The sequence below is a fragment of the Actinomycetota bacterium genome (assembly GCA_041658625.1).
In the GTDB taxonomy this organism is placed as follows: domain Bacteria; phylum Actinomycetota; class JAHEXW01; order JAHEXW01; family JAHEXW01; genus JBAZZW01.
Genome location: JBAZZW010000001.1, coordinates 40,375 through 58,940, shown reverse-complemented (window position 1 = coordinate 58,940; position 18,566 = coordinate 40,375). Strand labels below are relative to the sequence as shown.

The 18,566-nt window shown below is 54.8% G+C and carries 18 protein-coding genes and 2 tRNA genes; 17 read left to right on the top strand and 3 right to left on the bottom strand.

From position 1 onward, the window contains the following. Nucleotides 1-46: 46 nt before the first annotated feature. Entirely contained in the window at nt 47-2,056 is a 2,010-nt protein-coding gene (gene acs / locus WC891_00285) for an acetate--CoA ligase (GenBank protein ID MFA5866390.1), read from the bottom strand. 230 nt (nt 2,057-2,286) lie between these two features. Here acs and WC891_00280 point away from each other — a divergent pair, with 230 nt between their 5' ends. The 10 genes from WC891_00280 to WC891_00235 all read left to right on the top strand — a co-directional run bounded on the left by WC891_00280 (nt 2,287) and on the right by WC891_00235 (nt 11,089). Then, nucleotides 2,287-2,577, top strand: a complete 291-nt coding sequence (locus WC891_00280) for a MerR family transcriptional regulator (GenBank protein MFA5866389.1) — start codon at nt 2,287-2,289, stop codon at nt 2,575-2,577. After that, the gene (locus WC891_00275) at nt 2,567-3,058 is read left to right on the top strand and encodes a chemotaxis protein CheW (protein ID MFA5866388.1); all 492 of its coding nucleotides are present in this window, start codon (nt 2,567-2,569) and stop codon (nt 3,056-3,058) included. Before WC891_00280 ends, WC891_00275 begins: the two co-directional genes overlap by 11 nt. Beyond that, nucleotides 3,042-3,545: a chemotaxis protein CheW gene (locus WC891_00270; protein ID MFA5866387.1), complete on the top strand. Its 504-nt coding sequence runs from the start codon at nt 3,042-3,044 to the stop codon at nt 3,543-3,545. Before WC891_00275 ends, WC891_00270 begins: the two co-directional genes overlap by 17 nt. Before the next feature lie 5 nt (nt 3,546-3,550). Next, nucleotides 3,551-5,809, top strand: a complete 2,259-nt coding sequence (locus tag WC891_00265; GenBank protein ID MFA5866386.1) for a hybrid sensor histidine kinase/response regulator — start codon at nt 3,551-3,553, stop codon at nt 5,807-5,809. Between the two features lie 18 nt (nt 5,810-5,827). After that, the gene (locus WC891_00260) at nt 5,828-7,615 is read left to right on the top strand and encodes a methyl-accepting chemotaxis protein (protein ID MFA5866385.1); all 1,788 of its coding nucleotides are present in this window, start codon (nt 5,828-5,830) and stop codon (nt 7,613-7,615) included. 26 nt (nt 7,616-7,641) lie between these two features. After that, nucleotides 7,642-8,670 carry a chemotaxis protein CheB gene (locus tag WC891_00255; GenBank protein ID MFA5866384.1) on the top strand — a complete coding sequence of 343 codons (1,029 nt, stop codon included), beginning with the start codon at nt 7,642-7,644 and terminating at the stop codon, nt 8,668-8,670. Beyond that, nucleotides 8,667-10,166 (top strand): CheR family methyltransferase, encoded by a 1,500-nt coding sequence (locus WC891_00250; protein MFA5866383.1) that lies wholly within the window; start codon nt 8,667-8,669, stop codon nt 10,164-10,166. The genes WC891_00255 and WC891_00250 overlap by 4 nt, the downstream gene beginning before the upstream one ends. An 11-nt stretch (nt 10,167-10,177) precedes the next feature. Beyond that, nucleotides 10,178-10,558: a response regulator gene (locus WC891_00245; GenBank protein ID MFA5866382.1), complete on the top strand. Its 381-nt coding sequence runs from the start codon at nt 10,178-10,180 to the stop codon at nt 10,556-10,558. A gap of 69 nt (nt 10,559-10,627) precedes the next feature. Next, nucleotides 10,628-10,702, top strand: a tRNA-Gly gene (locus WC891_00240). Between the two features lie 311 nt (nt 10,703-11,013). Beyond that, a tRNA-Cys gene (locus WC891_00235) sits at nt 11,014-11,089 on the top strand. A gap of 478 nt (nt 11,090-11,567) precedes the next feature. On the opposite strand, the gene WC891_00230 is transcribed toward WC891_00235, so the two are convergent. Together WC891_00230 and WC891_00225 are read right to left on the bottom strand one after the other, a co-directional pair. Continuing rightward, the gene (locus WC891_00230; protein MFA5866381.1) at nt 11,568-11,777 is read right to left on the bottom strand and encodes a DUF2769 domain-containing protein; all 210 of its coding nucleotides are present in this window, start codon (nt 11,775-11,777) and stop codon (nt 11,568-11,570) included. Nucleotides 11,778-11,894: 117 nt separating this feature from the next. Next, nucleotides 11,895-13,034, bottom strand: a complete 1,140-nt coding sequence (locus WC891_00225; GenBank protein ID MFA5866380.1) for a PQQ-dependent sugar dehydrogenase — start codon at nt 13,032-13,034, stop codon at nt 11,895-11,897. Between the two features lie 53 nt (nt 13,035-13,087). On the opposite strand from WC891_00225, the gene WC891_00220 reads away from it, so the two are divergent. The 7 genes from WC891_00220 to WC891_00190 all read left to right on the top strand — a co-directional run bounded on the left by WC891_00220 (nt 13,088) and on the right by WC891_00190 (nt 18,553). Further along, on the top strand, nt 13,088-13,636 hold the full coding sequence (locus WC891_00220; GenBank protein MFA5866379.1) for a sigma-70 family RNA polymerase sigma factor: 549 nt from the start codon (nt 13,088-13,090) through the stop codon (nt 13,634-13,636). Continuing rightward, the gene (locus WC891_00215; protein ID MFA5866378.1) at nt 13,636-14,301 is read left to right on the top strand and encodes a DUF5667 domain-containing protein; all 666 of its coding nucleotides are present in this window, start codon (nt 13,636-13,638) and stop codon (nt 14,299-14,301) included. The genes WC891_00220 and WC891_00215 overlap by 1 nt, the downstream gene beginning before the upstream one ends. 72 nt (nt 14,302-14,373) lie before the next feature. Further along, nucleotides 14,374-14,757: a hypothetical protein gene (locus tag WC891_00210; GenBank protein MFA5866377.1), complete on the top strand. Its 384-nt coding sequence runs from the start codon at nt 14,374-14,376 to the stop codon at nt 14,755-14,757. Nucleotides 14,758-14,847: 90 nt separating this feature from the next. Further along, a complete protein-coding gene (locus WC891_00205) occupies nt 14,848-16,416 on the top strand; it encodes a 2-oxoacid:acceptor oxidoreductase family protein (GenBank protein MFA5866376.1) in 1,569 nt (522 codons plus the stop codon). After that, nucleotides 16,413-17,198 (top strand): thiamine pyrophosphate-dependent enzyme, encoded by a 786-nt coding sequence (locus WC891_00200; GenBank protein ID MFA5866375.1) that lies wholly within the window; start codon nt 16,413-16,415, stop codon nt 17,196-17,198. The genes WC891_00205 and WC891_00200 overlap by 4 nt, the downstream gene beginning before the upstream one ends. 5 nt (nt 17,199-17,203) lie before the next feature. Then, a complete protein-coding gene (locus tag WC891_00195) occupies nt 17,204-17,365 on the top strand; it encodes a rubredoxin (protein ID MFA5866374.1) in 162 nt (53 codons plus the stop codon). Nucleotides 17,366-17,377: 12 nt separating this feature from the next. Next, nucleotides 17,378-18,553 (top strand): FprA family A-type flavoprotein, encoded by a 1,176-nt coding sequence (locus WC891_00190; protein MFA5866373.1) that lies wholly within the window; start codon nt 17,378-17,380, stop codon nt 18,551-18,553. The last annotated feature ends 13 nt before the right edge of the window (nt 18,554-18,566 follow it).

Below are 18,566 nucleotides of genomic sequence, written 5' to 3'. Positions count from 1 at the left end.
CCAATCAAAGCACCCGGGGTTTTGATTTCTTTTTCTTGTTCCTTTGTTACTTCAAAGCCGAGCCAGGTGTGGCGTTGGTGATCAGGTCTTGAACGACCGTAGGGTCGGCCAGAGTCGATGTATCGCCCAGGCTGCCTGTGTCGCCCTCGGCAATCTTCCGCAAAATACGGCGCATGATTTTGCCGCTACGGGTTTTCGGGAGGCCGTCGGCGAACTGAATGACGTCAGGTTTGGCGATCGGACCGATTTCCTCACGCACATGCCCGCCCAGGATCTTTTTAAGATCCTCGCTCTTCTCCGCGTCCTTGACTAAGGTTACATAGGCATAGATGCCCTGACCTTTGATATCATGAGGATAACCCACGACGGCCGCTTCGGCGACAAGGTCATGGCTAACCAGAGCGCTTTCGACTTCAGCCGTGCCGATACGATGCCCCGACACGTTGATAACGTCATCAATCCGGCCCATTAGCCAGAAATCGCCATCCTCGTCGACCCGGGAGCCGTCACCGGTGAAGTAGATACCCGGGAACATCGAGAAATAGACCTCGCGCCAGCGGGCTTTTTCTTTGTCGTTGTAAACGCCTCGCATCATACCCGGCCAGGGCTTCATGATGCAATGCATGCCGCCCTCGTTGACGTCCGCTTCGGTGCCGTCCTGACGCAGAACTTTCGGTACGACTCCGGGCAGCGGGCGGTTGGCCGACCCAGGCTTTAGCGTCATGGCGCCGGCCAGCGGGGTGATTAGAACGCCGCCGGTCTCCGTCTGCCACCACGTGTCGACGATAGGACAGTTCTCATGCCCGATATTCTTGTAGTACCACATCCAGGCTTCCGGGTTGATCGGCTCGCCGACCGTGCCCAATAGCCTCAGTGACGACAGGTCGCGTTTGGCCGGCCATTCCTCGCCGGCGGCCATAAGCGCCCTGATAACGGTCGGAGCGGTATAGAAGGTGTTGATTCCATACTTCTCGACCAATTGCCAGAATTTGTCCGGCTCAGGATAATTCGGGATGCTTTCGTACATAAAGGACGTCGCGCCGGCTGCTAAAGGCCCGTACACGATATAGCTGTGTCCCGTGATCCAACCGATATCCGCCGTGCACCAGAAGATGTCTTCGTCCCGGTAATCGAAGATAAGCCGGAAAGTCATCATGGTGTACAGCAAGTAACCGGCGGTTGTGTGCATGACGCCCTTCGGTTTGCCGGTGCTGCCGCTCGTATACAGGATGAAAAGCAGGTCTTCCGCATCCATCTGCTCCGGCTCGCACGAAAGACCGATCGACGAATCGTTCATCTCGTCATGCCACCAGATGTCCCTTCCGGGCTCCATGTCTATCTGCTGTTTTGTGCGTTGGACAACGATACAAGTCTTGACGCTCGGGCACTCGGCCAGCGCGTGGTCGACGTTGTTTTTGAGCTCAACCGTGCGGCCGCCGCGGTAGCCACCGTCGGCCGTGACGACGATCTTGGAATTGCAGTCGTGAATACGATCGCGCAAAGACTGTGAGCTGAAGCCGCCGAAAACGACGCTATGCGGAGCGCCTATCCGGGAGCAGGCAAGCATGGCGATGGCCAGTTCGGGGATCATCGGCATGTACAGGGTAACGCGGTCGCCCTTTTTGACGCCTTTGGCTTTCAGGACGTTAGCGAATCTACAAACATCATGATAAAGTTCCTGGTAGGTGATGGTTCTGGTATCACCCGGCTCGCCTTCCCATACGATAGCCGCCTTGGTGCGGCGGGAGTTCTTAAGATGCCGGTCGACGCAGTTATGGGATACATTCAGCTTACCGCCGCGGAAATAACGAACATAAAGTTCGTTGAAATCGTACTCCTCAACAGCGTCCCACTTCTTGTACCAATCGAGCGCCTCAGCTTGCTCAGCCCAGAACCCGTTGGGGTCCTCGATCGATTTCTTGTACATCTCTTCGTACTCGGCCATGGACTTGACCCGCGCTTTCGCGCTGAAGTCCTTTGGCGGGGGAAACTTCAACCCCTCTTGCTGCAGGGAGTCAATAGTCGACCCGCCAGCTTTCTTTGTGTCGTCTGACACAGTGCAACACCTCCTGAACTTTATGTACGTCCTATATTGTAACATTGTTACACATGTAACAAATATAAACACAATGGATATTTTAAGTCGTTACAAACAATAAAGCAAGTGAAATAAATAACTATTTTATTCTAAAGTTTTCAGCTTGTTTGCCGAACAAATACAGTGCAAGATTATTAGAGGTTCGGTGTAAGTTTTTGGGCGGTGGCGAAAAGCCGAAAAGGCAGGTCATGACAAGAAACGGGCGCGCGAGACGCGGAAACGGGGATAGCGCCTTACCGGTCTATCCTATTAGAACCGTGTCTAAGATTACCGGTGTAAGCGAAGGAACCTTAAGGGCCTGGGAGGTTCGTTACGGAATCATAACGCCCGCGCGGACACCGGGCGGCCACCGCATATTTTCAGATAACGACATCGACAGGGTGCTGGAGATCAAGCGGATGTTACACGTCGACGGGCTTAGCCTGGCCGGCGTGCAGCGGGTTCTGTCCGCCTCAGGGGAGGCTTGGCGTGGCCGATAACAGCGGACAAAAACAGATTCTGGTGCTTGAGTTGGCCGGCGCCGAATATGGCTTTCCGGCCGATACCGTCAAGGAAATCGTACGGTTGGTAGAGATCACACCCGTGCCTGAGTCGGTTGTCTGGCTCAAGGGTGTTATCGATTACCGGGGTGAAATCGCGGTAATCATCGATCTGGCGGCTAGGTTGGGTCTGGGAAAAGCGAGCAAGGAGTTGAACGCTCAGATAGTTATCGTCGAAGTCTCCCAACATTTGGTTGGTTTGATTGTTGATCAGGTTCTTGACGTAATCTCGGTCGAGCAAGCAGGTGTTCTGGCGTCGTGCGACGAACTCCCTCTGCCCGAAGATCTGGTCACGGGTGCCTATGAAGACGGGGAGAGATTGCTGGTTCTACTGGATTTGGGCAAGATTCTGGATTTCAACGGCCAAGACGTCATAGCAAAAGCCAAGAAGCGAGCGAAAACCAATGTCAAAAGAAGCTGAATTTACCCAGATACTTAGAGAGCGCGCGGCAAGATTAAGCCAACCTGTTGAGGAGCCGCCGTCGGATTTAACGCGCGTTGTCGTATTTAGGCTGGGCGCCGAGTTGTATGGATTGGAGGTTGCGCACGTTGTGGAGATTTTCCGGCCGGAACGTCTGACTCCGGTGCCGGGCGCGCCAATATACATTGAAGGGGTCACCAATCTACGCGGCGACATCGTCACGGTTATCGACCTAAAGGCCATGCTTACGGGAGAGGCGAGAGCCGGGTCCTTTGAGGAAGGACGCGTCTTGGTGGGGGCGACCGGGCGCGATTCGGCGGGTTTACTGGTCGACGAGGTAATCGGCATCTATGATATCCGGGCGGCGTCAATCGATCCGCCGCTGACTACGCTGGAGAAACTGGCGGCCGACCATCTGGTTGGCGAGTTCAAATTGGAGAAGGAAATGGTAGGACTGCTTAATCTGACGAACATTCTGGAGGCTTAAAGCGGATGCCCGACGATTTTGATTATTCGGCATTCACGGGACAGTTTGTCGCCGAGTGCGGCGAACATCTGGAGGCCCTTAACAGGGATCTTCTTAAACTGGAGGAGGATCCGGGCGACGAGGAAGCGATGGCCGAGATCGTGCGGGCGGCGCACACAATTAAAGGCGCCGCAAAAATGATGGGAGCCGAAGACGTCGCGGTCTTATCGCATAAACTCGAGGATCTGCTGGGCGAGGTAAAAGAGGGCCGCGTCAAGCTGGAAACCGGCTTGTTCGACGACTTGTTCAAGTCGTTCGACGGTTTGGACAATCTGTTGAAGGCGTGCGCCGGAGAGGAAGCCAAACCCGTTGACACGGCCGGTCTGACGGACAAGCTTAATAGTTATACGGGGGCTGCTGAAGCCGGGACAGATAACCCGTCGGCGGAACAACCACCGGCAGCCGAGAAGACAACAGAAGAGACCAAATCGGCGCCCGCAAAGTCAGCAGCAGCGGTTAAGCCTGCCACGGCAGGCAAGCTCACTACGGCGGGTAAACCTGAGGAAACGATTCGCGTGGCCGCCGGCAAGCTTGACGACCTGGCCAACTTAACCGGAGAACTTGTAATCAGCCAGATTCGCCAGAAGGAAAGAGAACAAGGCATCCGGTCTTTGATTGACACTCATCGCGAGCAAGAGCTGGCCATAAGCAACCTGATTGAAACGATGAACCGCCTTAAACTGGCGGACGAATATTTCTCGGAGATAGAAAGGCTTGAGGCCTCCCGGGGGCTGATGGACGCGGGGCTGCAGGCGTTAAGACGTGGTTGGCGGGAAGACACCGCCCAACTTGAAATGCTGGTCAACCAGCTTAAACAGGAAGTCCTAGGCGCCCGGATGGTGCCGGTGTCGACCTTATTCGATTCATTCTCAAGACCGGTACGGGATTTGGCACGTCAATTTAAAAAAGACGTCGAGTTGTCGATCACCGGCGGGGAGACGGAGCTTGACCGCCGGATGATAGAGGTTATGCACGACCCGATGATCCATATGATCAGGAACGCGGTCGATCACGGTATCGAAGATCCGGAAGCGCGCAAGAAAGCCGGGAAACCAGCGCGAGGACGCCTGCACCTGGACGCCCGGCAAGAAGGCGAATACGTGGTTATCGAGATGAGCGACGACGGAGCGGGCATCGATTTAGCCAAAGTTCGGACCAAAGCGGTTAAGAGGAAGCTAATCGACAAGGCGGAGGCGGCCGGGCTCAGCGAGGCGGAGCTTGTTCAGCTGCTTTTCAAACCAGGCTTTTCAACCAGCGACATAATAACTGATATATCCGGACGCGGCGTCGGCATGGACGTCATAAAGCAAAGTATCGAACGCTTAAAGGGCATGGTTTACCTTCAAACCGAGCGCGGCCGCGGCACCACCGTAACGCTCAAAGTGCCGCTGACCTTGGCGATGGCCAGGGTAATGTTTGTCAAAGCAAGCGGACATGTCTATGCCATTCCGACGACAAGCATCGAAGAAACCCTTCGGTTGAAGCTCGAGGACATAAAGACAGTAGAAAACAGGGAGGCAATGCTTCTGCGCGGCCACGCCGTACCTCTTACAAAGCTTGCCTCAATCCTTGGCGCGAATGGCGGCGGTCAGATATTAGACAAGAGGCCGGTCGTCATCATTAATTTGGGCGGCGTCCGTGTCGGTTTGATTGTCGATGAGCTGGTGGAGGAGCACGAGGTGGTTATCAAGACTCTTGGCAGGCGCTTGTCGTCGATAAGGAACATCGCCGGAGCAACCGTTTTGGGCAACGGCGATGTCGTCTTGATACTTAATCCGCCGGATCTTGTGGCGGCGGCCAAAGGATTGCCGGTGGAATTAGCACCCGCGGCGGAGGAGTCTAAGGAGACCGTAGTAAAACAAATTCTAATTGTTGACGACTCGGCAACGACGCGGGGCTTGGAGAAGAGTATCCTGGAATCGGCGGGTTACCAGGTTGACGAAGCAATCGACGGTATTGACGCCCTGGCCAAAGTGAGCAAGAAGGCATACGACTTGTTGGTCGTTGACGTGCAGATGCCGAAAATGGACGGGCTTACACTGACAAAAAAAATAAAGGGCAATCAACGTTATGAGGATATCCCCGTCGTGATGGTTACGACGTTGGAAAAAGAAGAAGACAAGAAACGAGGAATCGAAGCCGGGGCCGACGCATATATCATTAAGCGCGCGTTTGACCAGGCGAATCTGTTAAGCGTAATCGAGCAGCTAACGGCTGCCGGATGAGGAAAGGGGCTGACCGAAATGAACTTTCGCAACATAGCCATTAAAACCAGATTGTCGTTATTGGTCTGGCTGACGCTCGCCATTATCGCGATCGGCAGTATCGCGGGGCTGGGCGGATTGCTGCGGATGGGGGCGTTGTTCGACCAGAGCGCGACCGCGCACAAGATTGAAATGGGAGCGGACGAACTCGCCCTTACAAATGCCGTTCTCGAAAATCTTGTGGCCAGGGAATACTTAGTCATAAAAGACCCCGCGGCGTTGGCGCAGATCGCCAAGGAACAGAAGAACATGGAAGGTCTGATTGCCGAAGCGGAGAGTCTGGCCGACACGACCGAAAGCAAGAACCTGGTCAAGAAGATTAAAGTGGCCTACGGCGACCACGACGCGTCGATAAAAACCGCCACAGCAGGTCCGGCTCCGGCCATCCATGAGGAGCTGGTAACAACCGAAAAGGAACTGAAAGCGACCAACGGAACGCTAGTAGCGGCGATTAACGACCTTCGCGCGTTCGGGACCGACGGTGTTGACGCAGCCGAGAAGGCCGCCTTGTCTACCAGGTCCCTCGGCATGGTGATCGTAGCCGTTATGATGCTGCTAACCTTAGGCACGGCCTTGATTTTCGGTTTGTACATTGCCAGCTCGATAAACAAGCCGTTGGCGGCCTTAGGCGCCCAGGCGACTATGATAAGCGATGGCGACATGACCGTCTACATTGAGAAAACCGGCAATGACGAGATCGGGCATCTCGAGGGCGTGTTGGGTGAGATGACTAAAAGGTTAAAGAAAATGATTAAGGACGAGTCGGAAACCCGAGACAGACTGGAAAGCCAGGTCAGCGAACTATCGACCTTAGCCGAGCAGGCCGCCCAAGGCGACCTTACCGTCACGGCTCCGGACTACGAGGGAGAGCTTGGTGTCTTGTCTAAGAGTTTCAATCAGATGACTTCAGGCTTGCGCCGCCTGGCGGAGAAGATGGCGGAGGTCATCAATCACTTGAGTTCGGCGTCCTCGGAGATAGAGGTAACGGCGCAGCAGCAGGCTTCCGGCTCCAACGAGCAGGCGGCCAGCGTTAGCGAAGTCACAGCGGCGATAAACGAGTTGGCTACAAACGCCAAAGAAGTAGCCAGAGCAGCCGAGAGCGTCAGCGAAGCTGCCAACGAAGCCCTGGACGGCGCGCAAAGCGGCGCCGAGTCGGTTGACGACGCCGCCTCAGGAATGGAAGAAGTTAAAGAGGTCACGTTCGGTAACGCCCAGAAGATCATGGCGCTTGAGGAGCGCAGCCAAGAAATCGGCAGCATCTTGGCCATTATCGACGACATCGCCGAGCAGACGAACCTCCTGGCCTTGAACGCGGCTATAGAGGCGGCCAGGGCGGGCGAAGCCGGCAAGGGCTTTGCCGTTGTCGCCCAAGAAATCAGGAATCTGGCCGAGGACGTAACCTCGTCCACCAAGGAAATTGCTGAAAAAATCAAGGAAATACAGACAGCAGTGAATTCCTCGGTCATGGCGACCGAGGAAAGTCAGAAACGCACCGAGGAAGAGGTTAAGGTAATCCGTGAGGCCGGCGACGGTTTGAAACGGATCGGCCAGTTGACTGAGAGAACGGCCGAACTGGCGATGCAGATCTCCGGGGCGGTTCAGCAGCAGAGGACGGCTAGCGAACAGGTTGTTCAGACCATGAGCGAAGTGAGTGAAGTCGCCAGGCAGTCGGCGCTGGGCAGCCAGGAGTCTGTTAAGTCGGCTCAAGATTTAGCTACTATGGCCGGCGACCTCAAGGATATGATCAGCGTCTTTAAGTTAGACTAACCCAAGACTTAGGGAAAGGGCCCGGAGTGGGAGAAAACAAAAAGGTCTTTCTAGCCATCGGAGGCGCGCCGGAGCTCGAAGCCCTGTCTCGCTTGATAAAAGGCGGACACGGTTTTTCGCTGGCCGGGACGGCCAAGGATCAAGCCGGCTTAGTCGATGAGATCATCAAGACCTGTCCCGACGCCGTTCTACTGGATCTGGACACGTTCGGACCCGACTCCGTCGCCGCGGTTAGAGACATCATGCGTCTTTGCCCGACGCCGGTTATTCTTATGAGCGGCAAGACCAAGAATGCGGCCCTGGCTTTTGAAGCCATTTCCGCCGGCGCGTTAACGGTTGTCAAAAAGCCGTCATATTTCGACCTGAAAGCCAACGCGGCCGCCGGCGCACCGCTTCTCAAAGCGATTAAAACCTACTCGGAAATCAAGGTCATCAGCCACGTGTACGGCGGAACCGGGGAACGGGAGCGCGGCCAGACAAGCAAAAACGGTTCGCGAAACCGGCTGGTTGCGATTGCCTCGTCAACTGGCGGGCCAATGGCCTTGAAAGCCGTTCTGACAGTCCTTCCAGCCACTTTCCCGGCGGGCATCGTCATCGCGCAACACATTACCCAAGGCTTTACGAAGGGTTTGGTGGACTGGTTGGCCGGGGCCGTGAAAATAAAGGTTAAGGAGCCTGTGAACGGCGAGATTATTCGACCAGGCATAGCTTATATCTCGCCGGACGGTTATCACATTTCGGTCGATAGGGGAGACAAAATCCTCTTGGACGATTCGGCGCCCATCAAAGGGCATCGGCCATCGTGCGATAAACTTTTAAAATCCGTCGCCCAGGTTTATGGCGATCGCGCCGTCGGCGTAATTTTAAGCGGTATGGGCAGTGATGGCGCGGAAGGATTGAAAGAGATCAGAAAAGCCGGCGGCTATACCATAGCTCAGGATGAAAAAACGTCAGTCGTGTTCGGGATGCCGAAAGTCGCCTTGGAAATTGGAGCCGTCAACCGCACCATCCCTTTAGACAGGATAGGCTGGGAGATTCTGAGGGAGTTTAAATGAGCGCCCCGGCTAATCCCTTAACAACCGACGAATTCACTCTGTTCAGGGATTTTATTCATGCCAACAGCGGCATCTATTTGGACGACTATAAGAAGGAAGCGCTCGAGGTAAGCTTGCGCGCGCTGATGCGCCCCCACGATTTAGACAGGTACGCGGATTATTACCGGCTTCTGGAGCGAGGCGAAGACGGGGACGAAGAGTTTAAGAAGCTGCTTGATCTGGTAACTGTCAACGAAACATGCTTTTTCAGAAATCCGGCGCAGTTTGAGGTTCTCAAGAGACATGTGCTTCCGGAAATAATCAATCGGAAACTGGCGGCCGGGGAAAAGTCGATCCGGGTCTGGAGCGCCGGTTGCTCAACCGGGGAAGAGGCCTATTCAGTCGCCATAACCCTCATGGAAGCGCTGCCCGATCCTAAATCTTGGCGTATTGATATTTTGGCCACGGATATCAGCCGGCAGGTTTTGGGCGACGCTCAGCAAGCCTGCTATGGCGCCCACGCGCTTAGGGAAATCCCGCCGGTAGTTCTTAGGAGGTATTTCAAAGCCCGCGGGGATGGGAAACAATGTCTGGACCCGGCGATTGTCGACATGGTGTCCTTTAACTACCACAACCTGGTTAAAGAGCCCTATCCTCTCCTTATTCTTGGCGGATGGGACATAATATTTTGCCGCAACGTAACCATCTATTTTAAGCTGGAGACGGTGCGAGCGGTTGTCGGGGGTTTTTATAACGCGCTGCGGGATGGCGGCTATTTGTTTATCGGGCACGCGGAATCCTTGTATAAGGTCAGCGATGACTTTATCCCGGTTCACCTCGGCCATGCCTACGTCTATAAAAAGGATCTCGCGGCCAGGGCGGCCTCTCCTGAAACCGGAGTCGCGCCGCTGATTATCGCGACTGAGAAAGACAAAGGTGCGGAGGCTAATGTGAAGACGCGGAAACTCGTTAAGCCGGCGCCGAGACACGAATTTCGGCGCGAGGAAGATAAGGAAGGCGTGTACGCGCGGGCATACGAGCACTTCGTCAGGGAAGAATTTGATGAAGCGGCCGCTCTGGCCGTTAAATTCGCCAAGGCGGATCCTGACAGCACGCAAGGCCACGTGCTCCTGGCGAACATCTATATAAATCAGGGGCGCAACGAAAGAGCCCTGAAAGAGGCGCGCACGGTTCTTATGTTGGAACCGACGTCGGCTAAAGGTCATTACCTCCTGGGTTTGATCAAGGAGCGCCAAGGCCGCGTTGACGACGCCGTCGCGGAGTATAAACAAGTCCTGCGTCTGGACAGCGGCTTTGCGCTAGCCCACATGAACCTGGCCGAGATCTACAAAGGTAAATATATGGCGGCGGAAGCGGAGCGGGAGTATAATAGCGCCATAGAGGCGCTAGGTCATTCGCCGCGGGGCGATTGGGCGGATTTTGCCGGCGGATTCTTAGGAGACGTTCTGGTTGAGGCCTGTAAAAGAAGCCTTGGCCAGCTGGCAGGCAACGATTGACGGGAGGAAGTATGGGCGACGGTAAAAAGATATTAATTGCCGACGACAGTCCGACGATTGTCGAGATTACCAAGGCGATGCTGAAGGAAGAGGGCTTTGACATCATTACCGCCAACAACGGCGCCGAGGCGCTGCAGAAGATCGGCGAAGAGAAGCCCGACCTGGTTCTGCTGGACGTAATGATGCCTGACATGGACGGCTATTCCGTGCTGCAGGCCTTAAGACGCGATTCTAAACCCGGCGACGAAGACTATGTTCACGTGATTATTATTACCAGCAAAGACAAGATGAGAGATCTCTTTGAGCTGGAAGGCGTCGACGGATTTTTGGTTAAACCATTCTTCCGCACGGAACTTTTAGATAAGATCGGGGAAGTCTTCGGAAAAGCCTAAGAGCTACGTCAAGCCGCGTAGAACGGGCTTGAAGAGGCGGTTTTAATCCCTTATACTATTGGTTTACGAGCGGGAGTGGCTCAGTGGTAGAGCATCACCTTGCCAAGGTGAGGGTCGCGGGTTCAAATCCCGTCTCCCGCTCCATTTTTATTTTAGGCCACGGTCAATCAGGCCTGAAATAAAAATGGAATGACGACATGTTGTGAACCCGCGACCGGTAGGGGGTTATCGTCGGGGGGAGAAGCTCCCCCCGGAGTCTATATTAAGGAAGGGGGAACTCACGGGGGAAACCGTTGGTTGCCCCCGTGAAGAGGGCAGACGGTTAGGCGGCTGCCCGAGGGAGCGCGGTTCAAATCCCGTCTCCCGCTCCATTTCTTTAGCTAAGAGCGAAGTGCGCAGAGCAGATCCTTGCGGTTCATACTATATGCTCTTAGCCCTCGGCTCTTTGCTGATGGGGCGAGGTACCCAAGTGGTTAAGGGGGCGGTCTGCAAAACCGCTATTCATCGGTTCGAATCCGATCCTCGCCTCCATTCCTCAAAATAGTGCGGCTGGCACTTGAAGCCGCCGCGTGGCAAGTCCCGGTCTTATCCATCGGAAGAACGCTCGATTTCCTTAAGCTGGGAAATCTTCGCTCCCTGTAAATCCTACGACCACTACAACGCTACGTAGCGTTGTAGTGGACCATGCTCGCTTTATGTTAATGGGGTCAGGCCCTATCGCATAAAGAGAAAGGGCCTGACCCCAGCTTCCCTCCGGAAACGCCCCCGTACTTCCTTTGTTTCGCGGAATGCGGCTCCACGCCCAGCCGTATCATAATTAAAGCTAATGAATTAGCCTCGTCATAAAGAGTTGGTTTCAGCGACATGCTTCAAAAGCTATCCCTCTCCCCCGAGAGGAGAGGGTCGGGTGAGAGGGATACGAACGAACACTCCAGCACTCCAAAGCGCTGGAGTGGTTTTCCACAGGCCACTACTTTGATTTTATGACCAGGATTTTGTGGGCGCCTTCTTACTTCTCGCAGTAGTACAGATCGGTAAGAGCGTAGTCGCTGCCCACCGGGCACTCTCCGCAAATACACCCCATGGAATCGATGTCGCAATCGGATTTGCCGCGGGCGCAGTAAAGCGTCTGGCCGCCTTTCTCCATACAACCGTTATAGGTCGGACAGCCGGGACAGATGCATCTTGCGGCGTTCTCCGCGGTGTCGGGTACTTTCATCTTGCCCTCCTTATTGAGACAACCTATTGTTTAATTAATTGAACTAAACGTAATTACAAAACGTCATAATTGCACATCAGGCGCATATACCCATTGTCCAATTAATTGGACAAACCCTCACGATACGACAGGGATGATTTTGAATAAATGACCCTTGGATTGCTTGCCGCCGTCGAACTCGCCGTGCAGGTCGGTAAAGTAAAGTCCGTCGGGGCCGAAGGCCAGGCCGCACGGCCCGGCCGGTCCTTCGCCTATATAGGTGGCAAACTCGTCGTAGCTCTTTAGGCCGTTACAATCGGCCGATAGACGCATCTTAATGATCTTCTTGCCTTTGCTGCCGGGACGCCCCATAACGTAGCTGCTGCCAAACAAGGCAACAAACAACTCGTTCTTGTACTCCGCGGGGAACTGTTCGTCCTGCATGAAATCAAGCGCCGTCGGCGCCTGGCAGAAATGCCACCACATCAGCGAGTTTTGCCTCATGGTCTTGGGCCAACCGTAATTAACACCGGCTTCGACACGAGCGACACGATCGTCGACGTGCGGTCCGTTGTCGGTTATGTAAAGACTGCGGTCGCTCCGGCGCCAAACGGCGCCAAACGGATTCCTGAACCCCTTGGCAAAAACCGGGCTGCCCGATTTCGGATTGTCGTCCGGGATCGACCCGTCCAACTCCAGCCGCAGTATCTTGCCGCGCAGGTCATTGTCGTCCTGGGCTGTGTTAGGGTCTATCATGCCGTCGCCGAAATTTACATATAATTTTCGGTCAAAACCGACCGTAACGGCCTGCACCTGGTGGGCGGCATGGACCGATGGGACGTCCTCTAAAATGACGGATGAGGAGTTCATCGAAAGGCCGTCGTTGGATTTTGTTCGGATTACCTTGGCCTTGAATTTATCTTTGTCTGTATAAAGCATGGATAGAAACAAATCGCCGGAGGACGGTTCGACGCATAATCCCGTCAGGCCGGATTCGCCGGTGCCGGGAAATTTATAGTCGGGGTCATAATTCAAGAGGCCGGCGGCGTAGGCAAAGACGGAGCCGTCATTTGTCATCACTTTTACCTGGCCGTAGAGTTCGTTGATGTAGAGCAGCGGATCTTTGGGGCCGGATTTAGGCTTGGGAACGAACGCAATGTTTGCCGGAAGATCCAGGCCCGATAAGACCGTCTCAACTGTGAATCCGGGAAATATCCACCAGTTGGATGAAGAATCTTTTGTCATAAGCGCCCCCATGTCTTTTTGCCAGTATATCATTGTCGGCGTATCCAAAACCCGTGATGAAGCGTTGTAAATGTTAGAGTAATCATATGAAAAACGACCTTCTGGCAGACCTGGCGCGACAGGCCAAAAAGAACGATAGAGAAGCTTTCGGACGAATCTACGACCAATGCGTAGACAGCGTCTACCGGTTCGTATTCTACCGGGTCGGCCGGAAGCAAGACGCGGAAGACATAACGGAGGATGTGTTCATAAACGCTTTCCAGGCCATAGGCCGTTATGAAGAAAGGGAAGACATTCCGTTCTCGGCCTGGCTATTCCGCATCGCCCAGAATAGGGTAAACGACCATTATCGCCGCCAGGCTAGAAGCCGGACGGTCAACATCGAGGACGAGCTTCTAGACGGGCTTAACGCGTCCCGCGAACCCGACCCGGCTGTCGCAGCGGACGCGAGACAAGAGGTCTGGGGCGCCTTAGGCGAACTAACCGACGAACAGCAGAATGTTATCATCCTCCGTTTCTTTGTCGGCCTGAAAATCAGTGAAATTGCCGGTTTTTTTGGCAGGAGTGAGACGTCGGTGAAGGCACTGCAACACCGAGCCCTGAAGTCGCTCAAGAGACTATTGGAGAAGGAATAATGAAAGATAAGAACAAGGATTACGAAGAATACAAAGAGTACGAGGATTACGAAGACCTCGCCAAAACGGTGGATGCGCTAAAAACCGCCGCGACGTCGCCGGTTGAGCCTGACCCCCGGTTCAAGGCGTCGGCTCGGGCGCGCGTTCTGGGTTCGCTGCCCGTTCATAAGAGAGTCGGTCTTCGCCTAGCCGCGGTTTTTGCCGCGTTCGCTTTGGCCCTCTCGGGAGTGGCCGCGGCGTCGTCAAACAGCTTGCCCGGGGACACCCTGTATCCGGTGAAACGAACTGTTGAACAAGGAAGAGTCTTTCTAGAGCGCAACGACGAAACGCGGGCGGAGATATACGCCGACCTGGCCGACAAGCGGCTTACCGAAACGGAGGCGCTGGTCAGGAACAAGCGGAATAAAAATGTTGACGCGACGCTGCAATTGATGGGCAGTGAGTATGACTTGGCCCAGGCTTCGATCAACAGGATCCCGCCGGAAAGACGGGAACGAATGTTGGCACGGCTTGAGAAGGCAAACGCCAGACAGATGCGAGTCTTACAGACTTACCTTAAGAATACGAACGTCCCGAGGGCGGTCGTTGTCAGGGCTTTGGCCAGGATAGAAAGAAATCGCGAAATGATCCGGGAGGTCAAGCAGAGTCTTAAGGCTCGCCCGTAACCTTTTCGCCGCCTCCGGCGTTTTATTTGACAGAGGGCAACTTGAATTCTGTCTAGAAGGGAGGTGGCAATCATGAAGAAAATGATGTTTAGAATCTTGGCGGTGGCCCTCATCGTCGCCTTTACCCTCCCTGCGGCGGCGTGCGGAGTTATAGACAAAGCGACCAGCGCTTTAACCGGGGGCCAGAAACAGGTGACGCGTCCCGCAAAAGACAAGCAGGCCGCGCGCGTAAAACCGCGCCCGCAAGCGCGGAAGCAGGCTGGTAAGCAGGGTTTGAAAGGCAAAGCCGGAAACCAGGTGCAGCGCGTCAAGCAGCGGATAGTGCGTTTGGAGAAGGTCAAAGCCGCTATCGAGAAAGACGGTAAGACCGCGGAGCCGATCTACAAGAAAGTCTGCGACCGTTTGGAGCGGCTGAAGGCCAAGCCTGGTAAACAGCCAGCTCAGGGTAAAAAGTAAGTAACGAACCTGGTTACAAAACTAGTAAAAGACCGGTGGTTTACCCCACCGGTCTTTGCTAATATAAGGGCTACTAGCGAAAGGGAGACCGTGAACGAGTTTTCCATTCTGTTCGGCGGAAAAGCGGGAGACGGCATAGACCGGGCCAGTCTTGTCGTCGCAAAGTTGTTCAAGCGACTCGGGTACTTTATTTATGTCTACCGCGAATATCCCTCTTTAATCCGCGGCGGCCACACATTCTCCATTGTCCGCGCCTCCAAGGACAAAATCTTTGCCCATTTTGACGAGGTAGACGTCGTTCTGGCGATGAACCAGGAGACGGCCGACCTGCATTCCGGAAGGATGAAACCTGGAGCCGTCTTGGCGTTTGATCCTGATATGATCGCCGGCATCATCAAAGAGGAGGACGCGCCTCCGGTTACGGCGAATTCCGTCATGATCGGCATAATGGCCAAGACGCTGGGGATAGACTGGGTGATTGTTGAGGAGGTCTTTCGCGCCGAAATGACGAAAGCCGTGGATAAGAATCTGGCCGTCGCCCGGAGAGGTTACGACCAGGCTGAGACCAAGCTCGCGATGCGGGATCTGAAACGAACCGTTCCGCCGGTGGCTACCGGGAACGAGGCCATGGGTTTAGGTCTCGTCAAAGGCGGCCTGGACGCTTATTTCGCTTATCCGATGACGCCTATGTCTACCTTGCTGCATTTCCTGGCTGGTCATGCGGATGAGTTTAGCCTGAAGGTTATCCACCCGGAAAGCGAGATCGGGGTTATCCTGATGGCTTTGGGCGCCTCATATACCGGCCAAAGGGTTGCCATCGGCACGTCAGGCGGCGGTTTTTGCCTGATGACTGAGGGATATAGTCTAGCTGGGATGGCCGAATTGCCGATCGTTGTCGCGCTCGGTCAGCGTCCCGGCCCGTCGACCGGGCTGCCCACATATTCCTCCCAGAGCGAATTGCATTTCGCCATGAACGCGGGCCAAGGTGAGTTCGCCAGGCCCGTTATAGCGCCCGGCGACCCCGAGGAATGTTATTACTGGGCTCAGGTCGCGTTGGATGTGGCGGAAAAATACCGGACGCCGGTCATCCTCCTGACTGATAAGAACCTTGGCGAAGGCGCGTTCAGCTTTGACGAGGCGGGCGCGGGAACCGTTAAGATGGCGGCGCCGACAATCCGGGACGCGGCTAAGGTCTTTAAAGTAAACGGTTACGAGCACGACGAGAACGGCATAACCACGGAGGATTCCGACGTAACCATAAGAATGCAGGATAAGCGTCTGGCTAAAATTCCGGCTATAGCTAAGGAATTTACAAAGTACCGCCAGGTCGGCGTCTCTGGGGACGCGAAAGCCAAAAACGCTGTCTTGTGCTGGGGCTCGAACAAGGGCGTGGTAACGGAAGCGGCCGTTCCGCTAGGACTCAGGATTATCCAGCCGATCGTGATGTCGCCGTTTCCCGTCGAAGAATATAGGAAAACGCTGGCTGGTGTGGCCAAAATAGTCGCGGTCGAGAATAACGCGACCGGCCAGTTGGTCAGCCTGATCAACCGGTACGGATTCGACGTCGACGCCAATATCCGCAAGTACGACGGGCGCGCTTTCAGCGTCGGGGAACTACGCGGCGAGTTGGAGAAAGTCGTTAAGGGGTGGACGAAATGATCTTGCCAAAGGATCTCGGCACTTACGCGGAAAACACCTGGTGTCCGGGCTGCGGAAATTTCGCCATTCTGAACGCGGCCAAATCCGTGCTAGCTGACCTGGGGAACGAAAAGGGCTCCCTGGACAAGACGGTTCTTGTCTCCGGTATAGGCTGTCACGCCAAGATAGTCGACTATATCAACGTAAACAGTTTCTATTCCATCCACGGACGCGCGACGCCCGCCGCGGAGGGTATAAAGATCGCCGACCCCGGCTTGACGGTGGTCGGTTTTGCCGGCGACGGCGACGCTTACGGAGAGGGCCTGGAGCACCTGTTGTTCGCCGCCAAACGCAATATCGATATTACGATGATAATCCACAATAACCGTGTCTACGGCCTGACCACCGGCCAGTATACACCGACGTCTCCGCTTGGCTTTAAGGGCCGTTCGACTCCCAAGGGGTCGGTCGAGATGCCGTTCAATCCGCTGGAGCTATTGCTGGCCTCCGGAGCGACTTATGTCGCCCGGGGTTATTCGCACGGCATCGACATGTTGAAGAAGATTTTCAAGGAAGCCATCTTGCACAAGGGTTTTGCGGTTGTGGACGTTTTGCAGGTGTGTGTAACGTTCTTTAACCAGTATGAATATTACACCGACCGGGTTTACGAATTGACAGATCACGACGCGGGCAACTATGAAGAGGCGATTCACAAGGCGAGGGAGTGGGACTATAACAGCGATGCGCCGATAGCCTTGGGCGTCTTCTACCAAAAGGATAAAACGGTCTTCAAAGGAGCGTGAGACTAATGGATAAGTATCGGTGCACGGTCTGCGGTTATATCTATGATCCCGCGATGGGAGACCCCGATAGCGGCATAAACCCGGGAACGGCGTTCCCGGACGTCCCGAACGATTGGATTTGTCCCGAATGCGGCGCCCCGAAGAGCGCCTTTGAAAAAGTGACGTAAGGGGGATTGGCCATGGCGGTCAGGCAGGTTAAGGAAAACATCTGGTCGGTCGGCGCTATCGACTGGAACCGGCGTTTATTTGACGAACTCATCCCGTTGCCTCACGGCACAACCTATAATTCCTACCTGGTTAAAGGAAGCGCCAAAACGGCTCTTTTCGATACCGTCGATCCGACCAAACGCGACGAGCTGTTCGCGAACCTGGCCGAGTTGAAGGTAAAGGACGTCGATTATATCATCGCGCACCACGGCGAACAGGATCATTCGGGCAGCTTGCCGGACGCAGTCGCCGCTTTTCCGAAAGCGACGATAGTCTGCAGTACGAAGGCGAAACCCATCCTTATGGATCTTTTGCCTTTGCCTGAAGAGCGGTTCATGACGGTCGCCGACGGAGACACCCTCGACCTCGGCGGCAAAACCGTCCGGTTCATTATGACGCCCTGGGTACACTGGCCGGAAACCATGGTCAGCTATCTGGAGGAGGACAAGATACTGATATCGTGCGACTTTTTCGGTTCGCATTACGCGACGAGCGACTTGATTGCGCAGCTGCATACAGGCGTTTTCCACGCGGCCAGGACGTATTACGCCGAGATCATGATGCCGTTTCGCGGACAGATAATCCGTAACTTAGAGAAGCTCAAGGACCTGGATATCAAATTGATCGCGCCCAGCCACGGTCCTATTTACGGCGAACCGGAAAAGATAATGCAGGCTTACGCGGAATGGGCGTCGGATGACGTTAAAAACACCGTCGTCATCCCGTATGTTTCTATGCATGGCACCACCCAGGCGATGGTGGACCGGTTAATCAAGGCCCTAATGGATAGAGGCGTCGCCGTTAAGCCGTTTATGTTGAGCCGGGCGGATACCGGAGAACTCGCTTCGGCGATGATTGACGCGGCCACAGTGGTTATCGGATGTCCCACGGTTTTGGCCGGTCCGCACCCGCTGGCGGTCTATGCGGCGACATTGACCGCGGCCCTAAAGCCCAAGACCAGATTCGTCTCCATTGTCGGGTCGTACAGCTGGGGCGGCAAGACAGTTGAGACGCTCGCCAATATCCTATCGGGGTTACCGGTAGAGGTAATCGAGCCTGTCTACGTCAAGGGCTATCCAAAACCTGAAGATATGGCCAGAATCGACGCTTTGGCCGACGCGATCGCGGCCAAGCACAAGACTCTGTAGCAAGTTCTTACGG

Bases quoted from the DNA above. Each gene is read 5' to 3' on its own strand.
- WC891_00280 (MFA5866389.1), top strand. From the start codon at position 2,287: ATGACAAGAAACGGGCGCGCGAGACGCGGAAACGGGGATAGCGCCTTA.
- WC891_00190 (MFA5866373.1), top strand. From the start codon at position 17,378: ATGGCGGTCAGGCAGGTTAAGGAAAACATCTGGTCGGTCGGCGCTATC.
- WC891_00225 (MFA5866380.1), bottom strand. From the start codon at position 13,034: ATGATATACTGGCAAAAAGACATGGGGGCGCTTATGACAAAAGATTCT.
- WC891_00220 (MFA5866379.1), top strand. From the start codon at position 13,088: ATGAAAAACGACCTTCTGGCAGACCTGGCGCGACAGGCCAAAAAGAAC.
- WC891_00250 (MFA5866383.1), top strand. From the start codon at position 8,667: ATGAGCGCCCCGGCTAATCCCTTAACAACCGACGAATTCACTCTGTTC.
- WC891_00245 (MFA5866382.1), top strand. From the start codon at position 10,178: ATGGGCGACGGTAAAAAGATATTAATTGCCGACGACAGTCCGACGATT.
- WC891_00265 (MFA5866386.1), top strand. From the start codon at position 3,551: ATGCCCGACGATTTTGATTATTCGGCATTCACGGGACAGTTTGTCGCC.
- WC891_00230 (MFA5866381.1), bottom strand. From the start codon at position 11,777: ATGAAAGTACCCGACACCGCGGAGAACGCCGCAAGATGCATCTGTCCC.
- WC891_00210 (MFA5866377.1), top strand. From the start codon at position 14,374: ATGAAGAAAATGATGTTTAGAATCTTGGCGGTGGCCCTCATCGTCGCC.
- WC891_00260 (MFA5866385.1), top strand. From the start codon at position 5,828: ATGAACTTTCGCAACATAGCCATTAAAACCAGATTGTCGTTATTGGTC.
- WC891_00270 (MFA5866387.1), top strand. From the start codon at position 3,042: ATGTCAAAAGAAGCTGAATTTACCCAGATACTTAGAGAGCGCGCGGCA.
- WC891_00195 (MFA5866374.1), top strand. From the start codon at position 17,204: ATGGATAAGTATCGGTGCACGGTCTGCGGTTATATCTATGATCCCGCG.
- WC891_00215 (MFA5866378.1), top strand. From the start codon at position 13,636: ATGAAAGATAAGAACAAGGATTACGAAGAATACAAAGAGTACGAGGAT.
- WC891_00200 (MFA5866375.1), top strand. From the start codon at position 16,413: ATGATCTTGCCAAAGGATCTCGGCACTTACGCGGAAAACACCTGGTGT.